Origin of the sequence: Mesorhizobium sp. M0771 (genome assembly GCF_040320155.1) — a bacterium.
Lineage (GTDB): Bacteria > Pseudomonadota > Alphaproteobacteria > Rhizobiales > Rhizobiaceae > Mesorhizobium.
Map to the genome: position 1 here is coordinate 201,592 of NZ_JAMYPC010000007.1, position 14,802 is coordinate 216,393.

Annotated in this window: 16 protein-coding genes; 9 read left to right on the forward strand and 7 right to left on the reverse strand. The window is 64.6% G+C overall.

Features of this window, described 5'->3' with window-relative positions; translation table 11 throughout:
* Window positions 1–86 precede the first annotated feature (86 nt).
* Window positions 87–542 (reverse strand): DUF2214 family protein, encoded by a 456-nt coding sequence (locus NKI05_RS13750; RefSeq protein WP_023814701.1) that lies wholly within the window; start codon window positions 540–542, stop codon window positions 87–89.
* Between the two features lie 141 nt (window positions 543–683).
* Here NKI05_RS13750 and NKI05_RS13755 point away from each other — a divergent pair, with 141 nt between their 5' ends.
* From NKI05_RS13755 to NKI05_RS13765, 3 genes are all read left to right on the forward strand, one after another.
* The gene (locus NKI05_RS13755; protein ID WP_023683083.1) at window positions 684–914 is read left to right on the forward strand and encodes a YdeI/OmpD-associated family protein; all 231 of its coding nucleotides are present in this window, start codon (window positions 684–686) and stop codon (window positions 912–914) included.
* A gap of 142 nt (window positions 915–1,056) precedes the next feature.
* A complete protein-coding gene (locus tag NKI05_RS13760; RefSeq protein ID WP_023814700.1) occupies window positions 1,057–1,596 on the forward strand; it encodes a GNAT family N-acetyltransferase in 540 nt (179 codons plus the stop codon).
* 120 nt (window positions 1,597–1,716) lie between these two features.
* On the forward strand, window positions 1,717–2,817 hold the full coding sequence (locus NKI05_RS13765; protein ID WP_031205142.1) for an OmpA family protein: 1,101 nt from the start codon (window positions 1,717–1,719) through the stop codon (window positions 2,815–2,817).
* On the opposite strand, the gene NKI05_RS13770 is transcribed toward NKI05_RS13765, so the two are convergent.
* A complete protein-coding gene (locus NKI05_RS13770) occupies window positions 2,804–3,577 on the reverse strand; it encodes an IclR family transcriptional regulator (RefSeq protein WP_023814698.1) in 774 nt (257 codons plus the stop codon). The two genes, NKI05_RS13765 and NKI05_RS13770, sit on opposite strands and share 14 nt — an antisense overlap.
* A 206-nt stretch (window positions 3,578–3,783) precedes the next feature.
* Here NKI05_RS13770 and NKI05_RS13775 point away from each other — a divergent pair, with 206 nt between their 5' ends.
* The 5 genes from NKI05_RS13775 to NKI05_RS13795 all read left to right on the forward strand — a co-directional run bounded on the left by NKI05_RS13775 (window position 3,784) and on the right by NKI05_RS13795 (window position 9,008).
* Window positions 3,784–4,761: a Bug family tripartite tricarboxylate transporter substrate binding protein gene (locus tag NKI05_RS13775; protein ID WP_023814697.1), complete on the forward strand. Its 978-nt coding sequence runs from the start codon at window positions 3,784–3,786 to the stop codon at window positions 4,759–4,761.
* 125 nt (window positions 4,762–4,886) lie between these two features.
* The gene (locus NKI05_RS13780) at window positions 4,887–5,423 is read left to right on the forward strand and encodes a tripartite tricarboxylate transporter TctB family protein (RefSeq protein WP_023814696.1); all 537 of its coding nucleotides are present in this window, start codon (window positions 4,887–4,889) and stop codon (window positions 5,421–5,423) included.
* A gap of 4 nt (window positions 5,424–5,427) precedes the next feature.
* Window positions 5,428–6,951 carry a tripartite tricarboxylate transporter permease gene (locus NKI05_RS13785; protein ID WP_023747051.1) on the forward strand — a complete coding sequence of 508 codons (1,524 nt, stop codon included), beginning with the start codon at window positions 5,428–5,430 and terminating at the stop codon, window positions 6,949–6,951.
* 15 nt (window positions 6,952–6,966) lie between these two features.
* On the forward strand, window positions 6,967–8,145 hold the full coding sequence (locus NKI05_RS13790) for a CaiB/BaiF CoA transferase family protein (RefSeq protein WP_031205140.1): 1,179 nt from the start codon (window positions 6,967–6,969) through the stop codon (window positions 8,143–8,145).
* Entirely contained in the window at window positions 8,142–9,008 is an 867-nt protein-coding gene (locus tag NKI05_RS13795) for a citryl-CoA lyase (protein WP_031205139.1), read from the forward strand. Before NKI05_RS13790 ends, NKI05_RS13795 begins: the two co-directional genes overlap by 4 nt.
* Window positions 9,009–9,014: 6 nt before the next feature.
* Here NKI05_RS13795 and NKI05_RS13800 read toward each other — a convergent pair whose 3' ends face one another.
* Window positions 9,015–9,491, reverse strand: coding sequence for an NUDIX hydrolase (locus tag NKI05_RS13800; protein ID WP_023669717.1), 477 nt, complete (start codon window positions 9,489–9,491; stop codon window positions 9,015–9,017).
* A 121-nt stretch (window positions 9,492–9,612) separates the two neighbouring features.
* Window positions 9,613–9,915 carry a hypothetical protein gene (locus NKI05_RS13805; protein WP_023704190.1) on the reverse strand — a complete coding sequence of 101 codons (303 nt, stop codon included), beginning with the start codon at window positions 9,913–9,915 and terminating at the stop codon, window positions 9,613–9,615.
* A gap of 218 nt (window positions 9,916–10,133) precedes the next feature.
* On the opposite strand from NKI05_RS13805, the gene NKI05_RS13810 reads away from it, so the two are divergent.
* Window positions 10,134–10,724: an invasion associated locus B family protein gene (locus tag NKI05_RS13810; RefSeq protein WP_031205138.1), complete on the forward strand. Its 591-nt coding sequence runs from the start codon at window positions 10,134–10,136 to the stop codon at window positions 10,722–10,724.
* Window positions 10,725–10,739: 15 nt separating this feature from the next.
* Here the strand turns inward: NKI05_RS13810 and NKI05_RS13815 are convergent, their stop codons facing one another.
* From NKI05_RS13815 to kdpC, 3 genes are all read right to left on the reverse strand, one after another.
* A complete protein-coding gene (locus NKI05_RS13815) occupies window positions 10,740–11,432 on the reverse strand; it encodes a response regulator transcription factor (protein ID WP_023814694.1) in 693 nt (230 codons plus the stop codon).
* Window positions 11,429–14,161, reverse strand: coding sequence for a DUF4118 domain-containing protein (locus NKI05_RS13820; RefSeq protein WP_352792457.1), 2,733 nt, complete (start codon window positions 14,159–14,161; stop codon window positions 11,429–11,431). The genes NKI05_RS13815 and NKI05_RS13820 overlap by 4 nt, the downstream gene beginning before the upstream one ends.
* A gap of 67 nt (window positions 14,162–14,228) precedes the next feature.
* Window positions 14,229–14,795 carry a potassium-transporting ATPase subunit KdpC gene (gene kdpC, locus NKI05_RS13825; RefSeq protein WP_023744101.1) on the reverse strand — a complete coding sequence of 189 codons (567 nt, stop codon included), beginning with the start codon at window positions 14,793–14,795 and terminating at the stop codon, window positions 14,229–14,231.
* Window positions 14,796–14,802 lie beyond the last annotated feature (7 nt).

Here is a 14,802-nt window from a genome sequence, read left to right on the forward strand (position 1 = left end):
ACGCAAACTGCAAAATACAGCCGTGCGCAACCATGGCGATCAGTGCGGAGTATGCCCGGCGGAGATGGGTTTGGTGTTGGCGTGCTTCAATAACCGTAGCCGCGCGCCATCGCCGCCGCGAAGATCGGGATCAGCAGGAAGATGAAGGCTTCGGCGCGCACATAGGTCTTCACCGAGGCGAGTTCCGCCACCGGCACCTGAAAGCCGGGATTTGCACTGGCTTGCCGCTTCCAGGAGATGAAGCGGATGGTCGGGATGATCGACAGCAGGCCAACGATGCCGAATGCCGCCATCTTGGCCCAGAACACCCAGTTGTAGACGTAGAATTCCCAGCCCTTCAGGCCGTAGATGACGCGGCAGATGCCGATGATGATGATCAGCGTGGCGATGATGCCATAATGGCGGTCGATGCCGGCAAGCCGCTTGAGCGTGGCGGCGGAGAGGTCGCCGCGGATCAGGACAAATTCGGCGCCGATGATGCCGGCCAGCGACAACACCAGCAGATGATGGAAAATGGCAAGCACGAGATCGGTGGTGTCCATGGCGTTCTCCTCCCATTGGCGGTATCGAGACCGGCCCTTGCCGGACCGGTTGCGAAAGGTAGCATCGTTCGGCAGAATTCCCAGAGGCGGACCTGGGTTGGACCATCGGCGTCGCCATCCTGACAGCTGGGGTTTTCTGAAATGACCGGACTGAAGCGCGCCCTGAACCCGATGCCGGACGACATCCGCATCGCCCTGACCGAAAAAGGACTGACAGCGGCCTACGAGGCGCGGCCGGACTACCAGAAGAACGATTATCTCGGCTGGGTCGCCCGCGCCAAACGCAGCGACACCAGGCAGAAGCGGCTCGACCAGATGCTGGACGAATTGCGGCGCGGTGGGCTCTACATGAAGATGGTCTGGCACGGCTGAAAGTAAGCCGACGCTGTTCGCTTCGACTGCCTGGTCGCGCCAGGCCGTTCGGAAGCTTCCCTGGCTGAATGATGATCCGGCTTGGCCCTTGTCCGGGCGCGCTGGTTTGCTAAGCGCTGACCGTCAACGGAGGCAGAGTTTCATGGGCAGTCCAAAAACAGCCGGCGTCCCGGTTCTCGAAACGGAACGGACCATCATGCGGGCGCACCGGATCGAAGATTTCGACGACTATGCCGTCATGTGGGCCGACCCCGTCACCACCCGTTTCATCGGCGGCAAGCCGCGGACGCGGGAGGAAAGCTGGATGCGGTTCCTGCGGCATGCCGGCCTGTGGTCGCTGCTCGGCTACGGCTTCTGGGCGGTCGAGGACAAGGCCGGCGGTCGCTTCATCGGCGAGGCCGGATTCCACGATCTGAAGCGGGACATCGAGCCGTCGCTCGAGGGCATTCCGGAAGCCGGCTGGGCGCTGGCGCCGCAAGCGCATGGCAAGGGTCTTGCCAGCGAAGTCGTCAGAAGGGCCCTGGCCTGGGGCGACGACACCTTTGCCGGCGCGAGAACCGTCTGCATCATCGATCCGGAAAACACCGGTTCGTTGAACGTTGCGGCAAAGTGCGGCTACACCAAGGTCCTGGAAACCACCTATCACGACGGGCTGACGATCCTGCTCGAACGGCGGGTGTGAAGCGCTTCATCGACGCAATTTCCACGTTCTGCCAGGGTTGGCTATTCTAATCTAGCTACGCAATTCCTGTGGGAAAACCGCTCACACTTTTCCTGGAATTGCTCTTTGGGAGAGCCGACCATGCGTGCGATCAATGCGATATTTCTGAAGCTTTTCTGGGCGGGGCTGCTGCTGCTGGCGGCCGTGCAACTGGCGGGCGCCGATGCGACGGTGCCGACCGCCGACATCGAGGGCGGTGCCGACAATCATCTGGCCAAGCGCTACGAGGGGTCGTTCATCGTCTCCTACGAAAAATTCGCCTATACCGATTTTACAGTGCCGCTGTCGCCGCTGAAGCCGAGCGCCGATCCGGAGGCCCGTGACACGATGAACAACCGTGTGTTCGCGCCGGACAAGAAGGCTGAGGTGGAAGGCGCGCTGACCCGCATCGCCTATGTGCTGCCGGCCGAGCGCTCCCCGCTCGAAGTGCTGCGCAACTACCAGGATGTGATCGCGGCCGCCGGCGGCGAAGTCCTGTTCGAATGCAAGAAGGAAGAGTGCGGCGGCGCCGCCGACCGGTCGTCGAGCGGTGGCGGCGGCGACATGAGCCTGATGATGTATTTCTTCCATGAAAGCGACGTCAAGGACGCGGCCTTTTCCAATGGCGCCTGTGCGGTAACCACCGGTATCAACGACCAGCGCTTCTTCGCCGCCAAGCTGCCGCAGGACGGCGGCGACGCCTATGTCACGGTTCAGGCCTATTCGCTGACCGACGACCTCTACTGCAAGGAACTCAACGGCCGCACCATCGCCGTCGTTCAGGTGCTGGAGCCCAAGGCGCGCGACAAGAAGATGGTGGTGGTCGAAGCGGCCAAGATGGCGGATTCGCTGTCGGCCACCGGCTCCATCTCGCTCTACGGCATCTTCTTCGACACCGACAAGGCCGACATCAAGCCGGAATCGGAACCGACCTTGAAGGAGATCTCGACGCTTCTGACCAACGAGCCCGGCATGGCGGTGATCGTCGTCGGTCATACCGACAACCAGGGCGCGTTCGACTACAATATCGATCTGTCGTCGCGGCGGGCGCAGTCGGTGAAGGCGGCGCTGGTCTCGAAATACGGCATCGATGGCGGCCGGCTGACCGCCGCCGGCGCCGGCATGATGGCGCCCGTCGCCAGCAATGACGGCGAAACCGGCCGCGCCAAGAACCGCCGTGTGGTGCTGGTCAAGGCGAACTGAGGCCGATCACGGTTTCAGCGCCGGCTAGGCGCGCTGCCTGCTCCAGCATCGAGGCATCCTCGCCGAAGGCGCGGGTGGCGCGAGCGGCGGCCTCCAGCAGGTCCGGTGTCATGCGGCGCAGGAACGCCGTGTCGACGCGTGTCGACGGGCCGGCGAGCGTCAAGGCGCCGAGCAGAACGCGGCCCGGTCCGAACACCGGCACCGAGACGCCCGCCGTCTCAGGGTCGCGGTCGCCGATCGACAGATAGTGGCAGGCGTTGCGGATGGTCTCGTATGGTTCGCCCGGCTGGCCTGAAAACGCTGCCAGCACGCGGCCGCCAGAGCCGATGAGCAACGGCAGCAGGTCGCCTTCCCGGATCGTGTAGCGGATCGGGTGCTTGGATTCGACGCGGTAGAGACAGGTGCGGGCGTCGCCCGAGCGGACATAGAACGCCACGCTTTCCCAGCTGCGTTCGGCAAGATCGCGCATGATCGGCAGCAGGATGTCGACCGCCACGACCGAGCGCTGGTAAAGCGCGCCAAGCCGGAAGGTGGCGGGTCCGATGCGGTAGCGGCCATCGTCGAGCCGCTCCAGCAACTGCCCGCGCAGCAATGAGTTCGCCAGCCTCAAAATGGTGCTTTTGTAGAGCCCGGTGCGCGCCGCGATCTCGGCCAGGCTGAGCGAGCGGTCGGCGGTCGCGAACGCGTCGAGAATGGCGATCGCGCGGTCGAGCGCGGCAACACCATCGGCCGGCAACGGCTGGGATCGCGCTTCGGTCATCTCACGAACAGTTTCATTCCAGTTTACCTGCTCGAACAAAGGCCGACCGAAGCGATTGTGCCGCACATCCATGGTTCTGTCTAGTAGAACAGCGTTCCTGTTGACAGAACGTACCGAAATCGGCATGAATTTTTGCCGAGCGGGTCTGTTTTCAGGCTACGTTTCTGGCAGGCACCGGAGGAGGTGTCGTGATTTGGAGGAATCCCATGCTGAACAGACGCAGATTTTTGATGAGCACCGCGGCCGCAGGCGCTGCCGGATTCGTTGCAACGCATTTGACGCCCGCCCTCGCTCAGGATGCACCGCAGATCCAGATCTTCGTGCCGGCCGCGCCCGGCGGCGGCTGGGACCAGACGGGGCGCACCATCGACCAGGTGCTGCGCAGTGAAAAACTGATCTCCGGCTCGCAGATCACCAATGTCGGCGGCGCCGGCGGTACTGTCGGCCTGCCGCAGTTCATCAGCCAGTGGAAGGGCAAGGGCAATTCGCTGATGGTGGCCGGCATGGTCATGGTCGGCGCCATCATCGCCAACAAATCGGCCAACAACCTCTCCGAAGTGACGCCCATCGCTCGCCTCACCGGCGAGTTCGAGGCGCTGGTGGTGCCGGCGGATTCGCCGTTCAAGACGGCCGGCGATTTCGTCGCCGCGCTCAAAGCGGATCCGACCAAGGTTCCGGTGGCCGGCGGCTCGGCCGGTGGCTCCGACCACATCCTGTTCGGGCTGATCGCCAAGACGGTCGGCGTTCCGGCAACCAACCTCTCCTATGTGCCTTTCGCCGGCGGCGGCGAGGCGCTGTCGGCGCTGCTCGGCAACCAGGTGACGGCCGGCATTTCCGGCTTCGGCGAGTTCTCCGAGCAGGTCAAGGCGGGCGCGCTTCGGCTGTTGGCGATCTCCGCCGACAAGCGCCAGGACGGCATCGACGCACCGACGATGAAGGAAGCCGGCATCGACGTCGAACTGTTCAACTGGCGCGGCGTCTTCGCACCGCCAGGCGTCTCCGACGCCGACAAGGCGGCGATGGTCACGATGATCGAGACCATGGCCAAGAGCGATGCCTGGGCAGCCGAATGCAAGAACCGCAACTGGACCCCCATCCTTCTGACCGGCGACGATTATGCGAAATTCCTCGTCGACGACACCGCCCGCATCACCGCGATCCTCAAGGATCTCGGCCTCGCCTGATGTCTTCAGGGGCGGCCACGGCCGCCCCTTCCGACATTAGCCTGCGGCATGGACATATCATGCGCTGGGAGTGAAACTGCGGATGCGGCCGGCGGGAGGATGCCGGCCATCTCGGGAGGACATCGATGAGCACCAGCGACCAGCAGCCGGCGCCCCCGCGCCTTGCCATGCCCGAATTGTTGATCGGCATCGGGCTTCTCGCCTGTGCCGCGGCCGTGGCGTGGCAGACCCTGGCGATCCCGGTTTCGCCGCTCTATTCCAAGGTCGGGCCGACCGTCTTCCCCTACATCACCATGACAGGCATGATCGTGCTTTCGCTGCTGCTCATCGTCGCCGCGTTGCGCGGCGGCTGGCAGCCGCAGGAGGAAAAGGAAACGCCGACCGACTGGAAGGCCATGGGCATCGTCGTTGCCGGCCTGGTCGCCAATCTGGTGCTGATCCAGCCGCTCGGCTTCACCGCCGCCTCGGTCATCATGTTCGTGGTCGTCTGTTATGGCTTCGGCAGCAAGCACACGCTGCGCGATGCGCTGACCGGCCTGATCCTGGCGCTTGCCGCCTATTTCGGCTTTGCCAGGGCGCTCGGCGTCAACATTGGCGCCGGCTTCATCGAAAACCAGCTGAACACGGTGATCGACGCGATCATCGCCACGGTGAGGGGCTGACGCCATGGAGACGCTCGGCCATCTCGCCCACGGATTTTCCGTCGCTTTCTCGCCGATGAACCTGCTGTGGTGCCTGGTCGGCACCACGCTCGGCACCGCCATCGGCGTGCTGCCCGGTCTCGGGCCGGCGCTGACCATCGCGCTGCTGCTGCCGATCACCTACCAGGTGGCGCCGGAGGCTTCCTTCATCCTGTTCGCCGGCATCTATTACGGCGCCATGTATGGCGGCTCGACGACCTCGATCCTGCTCAACACGCCGGGCGAAAGCGCCACCATCGTCACCGCGCTGGAAGGCAACAGGATGGCCCGCTCGGGTCGCGGCGGCGCGGCACTGGCGACCTCGGCGATCGGCTCCTTCGTCGCCGGCACCATCGGCACGATGGGCGTCGCCTTCCTGGCGCCGGTGGTGGTGAAGTTCGCGCTGGCCTTTGGTCCGGCCGAATATTTCTCGCTGATGGTGCTCGCCTTCATCACGGTGTCGGCGGTGCTCGGCTCGTCCTCCGTGCGCGGCCTCACCAGCCTGTTCATCGGCTTCGTCATCGGCATGATCGGCGTCGACCTGCAGACGGGACAGCCGCGCTTCACCTTCGGCATGAACGAACTGCTCGATGGCGTCGATGTCATCATTGCCGCGGTCGGCCTGTTTGCCGTCGGCGAGACGCTCTACATGGCCTCGCGCCGCTATGCCGGCAAGGACGAGATCGTGCCGCTCAAGGGCTCGCTCTACATGACCGCGGCCGAATGGGGGCGCTCGTGGAAGCCATGGCTGCGCGGCGCTTTCATCGGCTTCCCGATCGGCGCCATGCCTGCCGGCGGCGCCGAGATCCCGACCTTCCTGTCCTACGCCATCGAAAAGAAGCTGTCGAAGCACAAGGAGGAGTTCGGCACGGTCGGCGCCATCGAGGGCGTTGCCGGACCGGAAGCCGCCAACAATGCGTCTGCCGCCGGCGTGCTGGTGCCGATGCTCACCCTTGGCCTGCCGACCTCGGCGACAGCCGCAATCATGCTGTCGGCCTTCCAGAGCTACGGCATCAATCCGGGACCGCTGCTGTTGACGACGCAGGCCGATCTGGTCTGGGGCCTGATCGCCAGCCTGTTCATCGCCAACGTCATCCTGGTCGTCCTCAACCTGCCGCTGATCGGGCTGTGGGTACGGCTGTTGAAAATCCCCGCGCCGCAGCTCTATGCCGGCATCCTGGTGTTCGCCACCGTCGGCACCTACGGCATCTCGCAATCGCCGATCGACCTCGTCATCCTCTATCTCCTGGGGGCCGCCGGCTTCCTGATGCGGCGCTTCGATTTCCCGACCGCGCCGGTCATCATCGGCATGATCCTGGGGCCGCTCGCCGAAACGCAGTTCCGCCGGGCGATGACGATCTCGAACGGCGACTGGTCGGTGTTCTACACCCACAAGCTGTCGCTGGTGCTGCTGATCCTCGCCTTCATCGGGCTCGCCGGTCCGCATATCTGGGCCTTCATCGAGCATCGGCGCCGGCGCGGGCTGGAGCATGTGCCGGGCGATGCCTGAGCAACCTGGAGCATCATGACCGATCTGCTTGCCGGCATCCGCATCCTCGACCTGACCAATGTGCTGGCGGGCCCTTATTGTGCCTACCAGCTGGCGCTGCTCGGCGCCGATGTCATCAAGGTCGAGACGCCGCAAGGCGGCGATCTGGCGCGCCAGCTCGGCGCCTCGCCGGCGCTCAACAATGCGGGCATGGGCGCGTCGTTCCTGGCGCAGAATGCCGGCAAGCGATCGGTGGTGCTGGATCTCAAGAGCGAAGCCGACCGCGAACGCTTCCTCGATCTCGTCGCCTCCGCCGATGCGCTGGTCGAGAACTTTCGACCGGGCGTGATGGGGCGGCTGGGGCTTGGCTATGAGGCGCTGAAAGCGGTTCGTCCGGGTCTCGTCTATTGCGCCATATCGGGGTTCGGCCAGACCGGGCCGATGCGCGACAATCCGGCCTACGACCAGATCATCCAGGGGCTGTCCGGCATCATGAGCATCACCGGCACGCCGGAGACCGCACCCTTGCGGGTCGGCTATCCCGTCGCCGACACGCTGGGCGGGCTGGTCGGGGCCTTCGCCATCGCCGCGGCGCTGGTCAAGCAGAAGACCTCGGGCGAGGGCGCGTTTCTCGATGTCTCGATGCTCGAATGCACGCTGTCGGCGCTGGGCTGGCCGGTGTCCAACTATCTGACCGCCGGCGTCGAGCCGCAGCCGATGGGCAATGAGAACATGACGGCTGCGCCCTCCGGCGCGTTTCGCACCGGCGACGGCCTGCTCAACATCGCCGCCAACAAGCAGGAGCAGTTCGTCACGCTTTGCCGGCTGATCGGCCAGCCGGAACTGGCCGACGATCCGCGCTTTGCCGAGCGCGAGACGCGCAAGCAGAACCGCGCTGTGCTGAAGGTGCTGATCGAGACGGCCTTGGCGAGCGCCTCGGCCGCAGCCTGGGAGGAAAAATTCAACCGCGCCGGCGTGCCGGCGGGCCGGGTGCTGACGATCCCCCAAGTGCTTGGCGAGCGCCAGGTGGTCGAGCGCGACATGACCACGCGTTTCCAGGGTCTGCCCGGCATGGCGCAGCCGCTGACCGTGGTGCGCGGCGGCTTCATGGTCGATGGCGCGGCACCCTTGCCGGTCCTGCCGCCGCCTGTGCTGGGCGAGCATATGGACGAGGTTTTTTCCACCCTGCCGCCGCGCGCCAGGAGAAGCGCGTGAGCGAGAGAAAAACCGGCCGCGAACGCGGCGAGGAATGGTGGCAGACCGGCATCATCGAGATGAGCCCCGGCATTATCCGGCTGCGCGGCTATGAAATCCAGGAGCTGATCGGCCGCGTCAGCTTTCCGGCCACGATCTGGCTGATGCTGCGCGGCGAATTGCCGAGCGAGGAGCAGGCGGCGCTGCTCGGCATTGCGCTGGGGGCGGCCGTCGACCACGGGCCGCAGGCGCCGTCGATCGCCATTGCCCGCATGGCCATCACCTGCGGCGTCGGCATCAACAGCGCCATGGCGTCCGCCGTCAACGTGCTGGGTGACGTGCATGGCGGCGCCGGCGAACAGGCGCTGTCCTTCTATGGCGACATTGCCGTGGCACTTGACCAGGGTGTTGCGCTGGACCAAGCCGTAGCCGCACGGCTCGACCGTTTCTTCGCCGAGGAGAAAGGCTATGTGCCGGGATTTGGCCATCGCTTCCACCCGGTCGATCCGCGCGCGCCGCGCCTGATCGCAGTGACGCGCGAGTTTGCCGCGCGCGGCGTCGTCAGCGGACGCTTTGCCGACATCGCCGAGGCCGTCGAATCAGAGGCGGCACGGCGCAAGGGGAAGAAAATACCGCTCAACATCGACGGCGCCACCGCCGTCATCTATGGCGAGCTCGGCTTTCCGCCGCCGTTGACGCGCGGCCTGTTCGTGCTCTCGCGCTCGGTCGGCATCCTGGCGCATGCATGGGAACAGTCGCAGCAAAGCGAGCGCAACAAAGGGCCGCTGCCGCGCGAATGGCTGTGGGCCTATACGGGCACGCCGCTGCGGCCATTTCCCGCTGAGGGGGATGAGGGTCCCGCTGAAGGGGACGAGGGCAAGTGAGGTTGGTCAGGCCGGGTCCGGCACTGCCGGCTGAGGCGGCGCCAGGTTGGCCATCAGCGTCGAGAGATCCGGCTCATCGATGAGCAACGCCGCGTCCTGCGGCTTGAGCCATGCCCGCTGGCGGCTCTTGGCCTCCTGCCAGTTGGCCAGTTCCTCGGACACCTCCAACAGATAGACGACGACGTCGACGCGCACAAAATTGTGCTCCAGCCGTTTCCAGTAGGAATAGCTGCCGGCAGGCGCCTTGCGGGTCTTGCCGAGCACGCCGGCTTCTTCGCGCGCCTCGATGGTGGCGGCCTTGCGCCCGCTCTTTCCTTTCATCGGCCAGCCCTTGGGCACGATAAAGCGCTTCGTCGCTCGCGACGTCACCAGCATCACTTCGAAATTGCCTGAAACGTCCAGACGAAAGGGAATGGCGGCGACCTGGCGAATGCGTTCGCCTCGCCTTGCCTTGCGTACCGCCTTTTTCTTCGTCGTCGCCATGTGCTGAAAATCCGGTCGGCGGGCGCACCGCCGCACGCCGCCTGCAAACCCCTGATATGCCCGCGAGGCAATGAGCATCTTTAGTAAATAAGTCGACTAAGTAAATCGCAGGCGACCGATATCAACGGCAAACACGCACAATCTGGTTGTTGACGATCTGAATCGGACAAGCTTGCCGGACGACGGGCACTTCGGGGCGCGGCTGCGGCACGATCCGACGGTCCTGCTCGCGATATTGCTGCTGCTGTTGCTGGAACTGCTGCCGCTGCAGGCTGTTGCGCAATTGCTGCAGCTGGTTCTGCTGGATCAGCCGGTTGGCGCTGGGATTGACGGACTGAGCCGCAGCAGATTGCATGATTCCGGCGAGCGTTGCCACCGCCAGCATTGCCGACATGAGAACTGTCGATAGGCGAAGCGTCGACATCAGTTCGTTCCCGTACAGATATAACCTCCTCTCTATATAGGGCGTTCGTCTCGATCTGCCATGGGCGGGTCTGCCATGGGCCGATCTGCCACGGGTTGGCGAAATCCCTGAGGAAGCGGCCTGGCCGCACTTGACAGAAAAGATCGATTGACCGCTCTATCGGGCGCGGATTTCGGGCTCAATCGCTGCTGACTCGAGGCACAATCGGGAGCATATTGATGAAAAGCAGGCAAGTATATTTCGCGGCGCTACTGGGCAGCATCTGTATTCTTGGCCCGGTGGCAGTCGCGGCGCAAACCAAGACCGACAAGGCGGCGCCTGCCGCCGCAGCGCCCGCCCCTGCTGCCGGCCCGACATTGCCTGGCGGCGCCTCGGCGCTGTCCGAGACACATGGCGACTGGACGGTCAATTGCCAGGTAACCGGCACGGCCAAGGTTTGCAGCCTGTCGCATCAGCAGTTCAACAAGCAGTCCAACCAGCGCCTGCTGGCGATCGAGCTGTCGAGCAAGAGCAGCGAGGATGCCGCCGGAACGCTGGCGCTGCCGTTCGGCCTGGCGCTCGCCAAAGGCGTCAGCCTGACCATCGACGACCAGAAGCTGGAAGGCAGCCTGCCGTTCAACACCTGCCAGGCCGTCGGCTGCCTGGTGCCGGTGGCGTTCGATGCCAGCGTCACGCCGCTGCTCAAGGCAGCCACCACGCTGAAGATCGACGCCTTCGCGGCCGACACCGGTCAAGCGGTGAGTTTCACCATCCCGCTCAACGGCTTCGGCGGCGCACTGGCACGGACCGCGGAACTCTCGGCGGACTGAGCAGCGAACGCGCGGCTACTCAACCTCGCGCAGCCGGTACCCCACGCCGGTCTCGGTGGTGATGTAGCGCGGCTGGTCGGGTGATTTTTCGATCTTCTGCCGGAGCTGGCGGACATAGACCCTGAGATACTGCACGTCGGTCGAATCGCCCCACACCTGCTTCAGAAGGAAATGGTGGGTCAGCACCTTGCCGGCATGCTGCACCATAATACGCAATATGTCGTATTCCTTGGGGGAGAGCTTTATCTCCTTGCCTTCGACCTTGACGATGCGCTTGACCAGGTCGACCGAGAGATCGCCGGTCTGAAACACCGGCTTTTCGCCCTGCTGCTGGAATCGGTGGCGCAGCGCGACGCGGATTCTGGCGACCAGTTCGTTCATGCCGAACGGCTTGGTGATGTAGTCGTCAGCGCCGAGTTCGAGCGCCGCGACGATGCCGGCTTCGTCGGTGCGGCTGGACAGGATGACCACGGGCACGTCGAGGCCGTCGCCGCGCCATTTCCGCAGGAGATCGAGGCCACCCATGCCGGGCAGGCCGAGGTCGAGCAGGATCAGATCCGGCTTTTGTGCATCGACGAGTTCGATCGCAGCCTTGGCGTTGGGCGCTTCGCTGACCGCATAGCCCTGGCTGCCGAGGCCGACGCGCAGCAGTTTGCGGATCGGCGGCTCGTCGTCGACGACCAGTATGCTGACGTTGGAATTTGTCATGCCGGATCACCAGAGTTTTGCCCGTCCACACCTGATACGTCCGTATCGGACGATTGTACCAACCTCGGCATGCGGATTGTGAAGACTGCGCCCGGGCGATCGCTGCGGTTCGCCGCCATGATCGTGCCGCCCATCGCCTCGATGAAGCCCCGGCAGATCGACAGGCCGAGCCCGGTGCCGGCCTGGATCTGATCGCGCTTGCGCACCCGGTAAAAGCTGTCGAAGACGCGCTCCAGGTCGGCGGGCGGAATGCCCGGTCCCTCATCCATGATCTGCAGCGCGACGGAGCCATTGTCGGCCCAGCCCTGCAGCCGGATTGTCGATCCCTGTGGCGCGTATTTCGCGGCATTGTCGAGCAGATTGAACAGCATTTGTTCGAACAGCACGGGATCAAGCTTCAGCATCGGCAGGTCGGCCGGAATATCAACCTCGGTCTTGTGCCCGGCAGTGATCTTGCGTGCCCGCTGCAAGGCCGAGCCCACGACATCGCCGACATAGTGCAGGGCGAAATTCGGTTCCATGGCGCCCGATTCAATCTTGGTCATGTCGAGCAGATTGGCGATGAAGCGGTTCAGCCGTTCGGACTCGTCGAGCACGGTGGTCAGCAGCTCGGCCCGATCGTTCTCGGGCAGTGCCGGCGCAAATTCCCTGAGCGTGCCGGCCGCGCCCATGATGGCCGCCAGCGGCGTCTTCAGATCATGCGAGATCGACGTCAGCAGTGCCGAGCGCAAGCGGTCGGCCTCGGCCGCCAGCCTGGCGCGGTCGACATCGGCGACCAGCTGGATGCGCTCGATGGCAACCGCCGCCTGGTCGGCCAGCGCGTCGAGCAGGCGCTGTTGCTCGGGCGTCAGCAGCGGGCCTTGCTTGTCATTGTCGAGGCCGACGACGCCGACGGCCGTGCGTGCGGTGCGCAAGGGGAGGTAGAGGCGTTTTGCCCCGGGCAGGGTATCGGCGCCACGGCCGGCAGCCCGGTTGTGTTCCCAAGCCCAGCGTGCAGCCGCGATGTCGGCCTCGGCCAGCGTGTCATCGGGGGGATAACCGGCCTTGACGGTGATCGTGCCTTCTTCCGGCAAAAGCAGCACCACGCGCAGCTTCAGCATCGAGGCGATCTGGAAGGCTGTGGCCCACAAAACGTCGTCGAGCGTGCCGGCGCCGGCGAGCTTCTTTGAAAAGAGGTAGATGTCCTCGGTGGCCCGGGCTCGTGAACGGGCGGCGGCTGCCTGACGCTGCACACGCGCCGTCAGATTGCTGGCGATGACGGCAACGACGAGGAAGACGGCGAAGGCAACGATGCTCTCCGGATCGCGGATCGTCATCGTGTAGCGCGGCTCGAGAAAGAAGAAGTTGAAGGCAATGGCGCTGAGGAAACAGGCGTACAGCGCCGGCCACAGGCCAAAGGTCACTGCCGATGTCAGCACCGCCAGCAGCAGCACGCTGGCAAGGTTGCGAACGTCGAGGAACTGATCGAGGACGGCGCTGACGGCAAGCGCGCCGGCGACATAGACGGTCGAGAAAAGATAAGGCCAGATTTGAAATGGCGTCTGCTCGGCCGCCGCCTTGACCCTCGACGTGGCCTCGTTGTCGCGCTCCGTTCCTGAAATGACATGGACGCTGATATCGCCGGCATTGCGGATCAGATCGTAGGTGAGCGAACCCTCGATCAGTTCGCGCCAGCGCGAGCGGGTCGGCCTGCCGACGACGATATGGGTGAAGTTGTTGGCCGTGGCGTGGCGGACGATGTCCTGGGCGACGTTCTGGCCCGGAATGGTCGTCACCTCGGCGCCGAGCTGCTCGGCCAGGCGCAAGAGCGTGGCCAGCTGGTCCTTGTCTTCCTCCGACATGGCGGCCGAACGCGGCGTGTCGACATGCAGCGCCGTCCACGGTGCGCGCAGCCGGTCGGCCAGCCGGCGCGCATAGCGGACACGAGACGCTCCGCCCGGACGCGCATCGACGCAGACGAGCACCCTTTCGCCCGCCGCCCAAGGGCCGGGAATCGCGTGCGACTGCATGTGGTTGAGCAACTGCTCGTCGACGCGCTGGGCGGTGCGGCGCAGCGCCAATTCCCGAAGCGCGGTCAGATTGCCCGGCGAGAAATAGTTTTCGACTGCGCGCTGGGCAGTGTTGGGGAAATAGACCTTTCCCTCTTTCAGCCGCTTGATCAGGTCGTCGGGCGTGAGGTCGATGATCTCGATGTCGTCGGCCTGGTCGATGATGGAGTCCGGGACCGTTTCGCGCACCCTGACGCGGGTGATCTGTGCCACGACGTCATTCAGGCTCTCGACATGCTGGATATTGAGCGTGGTGTAGACGTCGATGCCGCGCGCAAGGATTTCCTGGACGTCGAGATAGCGCTTGGGGTGGCGGCTGCCGGGTGCGTTGGTGTGGGCGAGTTCGTCGACGAGCACCAGCGCCGGCCGGCGGGCGAGGATGGCGTCGATGTCCATCTCATTCAGCACGCGGTCCTTGTAGTCGACCTTCTGGCGCGGGATGACCTCGTAGCCTTCGACCAGCGCCAGGGTTTCCTTGCGACCGTGGGTTTCGACGATGCCGATGACCACGTCGATGCCGTCGGCAAGCATGGCGCGGCCGGCCATCAGCATTTCGTAGGTCTTGCCGACACCGGGTGCAGCACCCAGAAATATCCGCAGGCGGCCGCGCTCTTCCCGTTCCGCATGCTCGAGCAGCGCGTCCGGAGAGGGTCTGGTATAGTTGCTTCTGGCGTCCGGCATCAGGCTCGATCATGAACGGCGCCGAGGATCGTGTCGATCCCTGGCCCCTGGCTTCAGAGATTGTCTCTCACTGCTTGGTATCGTCCAGTGCCAGGTTGAGCGCCAGCACATTGACGACCGGCTCGCCGAGGAAGCCGAGTTCGCGGCCTTCGACATGGCTGTCGACAAGCGCCTTGACCTTGGCTTCGTCGAAGCCCCTGGCCTTGGCCACCCGAGCGACCTGGAAATAGGCGGCGTCCGGGCTGATAGCGGGGTCGAGGCCGCTGCCGGACGTCGTCACCAGATCCATCGGCACCGGCTGGTTCGGGTTCTCCGCCTTCAGCTTTGCAACATCGCCCTTGATGCGGTCGATCAGCTTGGGGTTGGTTGGACCGAGATTGGAGCCGCTGGACGCTGCGGCGTTGTATCCGTCGCCGGCAGCCGAGGGGCGGCCATGGAAATACTTGTCGTCGGCAAAGCCCTGGCCGATCAGTTCGGAGCCGATGACCGTGCCGTTTTTCTCGATCAAGCTGCCATTGGCCTGGTGCGGAAACAGCGCCTGGGCGATGCCGGTCATGCCCAGGGGATAGATCAGGCCGGTCAAAACGGTGAAAAAGACAATCATGATAACAGCGGGTCTTATCTGAGTGAGCATGGACGTA

Excerpts from the sequence above, each read along its gene's own strand:
- NKI05_RS13770 (WP_023814698.1), bottom strand. The coding sequence starts at position 3,577 with ATGACCGAAGCGCGATCCCAGCCGTTGCCGGCCGATGGTGTTGCCGCG.
- NKI05_RS13760 (WP_023814700.1), top strand. The coding sequence starts at position 1,057 with ATGGGCAGTCCAAAAACAGCCGGCGTCCCGGTTCTCGAAACGGAACGG.
- NKI05_RS13785 (WP_023747051.1), top strand. The coding sequence starts at position 5,428 with ATGGAGACGCTCGGCCATCTCGCCCACGGATTTTCCGTCGCTTTCTCG.
- NKI05_RS13820 (WP_352792457.1), bottom strand. The coding sequence starts at position 14,161 with ATGCCGGACGCCAGAAGCAACTATACCAGACCCTCTCCGGACGCGCTG.
- NKI05_RS13765 (WP_031205142.1), top strand. The coding sequence starts at position 1,717 with ATGCGTGCGATCAATGCGATATTTCTGAAGCTTTTCTGGGCGGGGCTG.
- kdpC (WP_023744101.1), bottom strand. The coding sequence starts at position 14,795 with ATGCTCACTCAGATAAGACCCGCTGTTATCATGATTGTCTTTTTCACC.
- NKI05_RS13815 (WP_023814694.1), bottom strand. The coding sequence starts at position 11,432 with ATGACAAATTCCAACGTCAGCATACTGGTCGTCGACGACGAGCCGCCG.
- NKI05_RS13780 (WP_023814696.1), top strand. The coding sequence starts at position 4,887 with ATGAGCACCAGCGACCAGCAGCCGGCGCCCCCGCGCCTTGCCATGCCC.
- NKI05_RS13800 (WP_023669717.1), bottom strand. The coding sequence starts at position 9,491 with ATGGCGACGACGAAGAAAAAGGCGGTACGCAAGGCAAGGCGAGGCGAA.
- NKI05_RS13805 (WP_023704190.1), bottom strand. The coding sequence starts at position 9,915 with ATGTCGACGCTTCGCCTATCGACAGTTCTCATGTCGGCAATGCTGGCG.
- NKI05_RS13755 (WP_023683083.1), top strand. The coding sequence starts at position 684 with ATGACCGGACTGAAGCGCGCCCTGAACCCGATGCCGGACGACATCCGC.
- NKI05_RS13790 (WP_031205140.1), top strand. The coding sequence starts at position 6,967 with ATGACCGATCTGCTTGCCGGCATCCGCATCCTCGACCTGACCAATGTG.
- NKI05_RS13750 (WP_023814701.1), bottom strand. The coding sequence starts at position 542 with ATGGACACCACCGATCTCGTGCTTGCCATTTTCCATCATCTGCTGGTG.
- NKI05_RS13775 (WP_023814697.1), top strand. The coding sequence starts at position 3,784 with ATGCTGAACAGACGCAGATTTTTGATGAGCACCGCGGCCGCAGGCGCT.
- NKI05_RS13810 (WP_031205138.1), top strand. The coding sequence starts at position 10,134 with ATGAAAAGCAGGCAAGTATATTTCGCGGCGCTACTGGGCAGCATCTGT.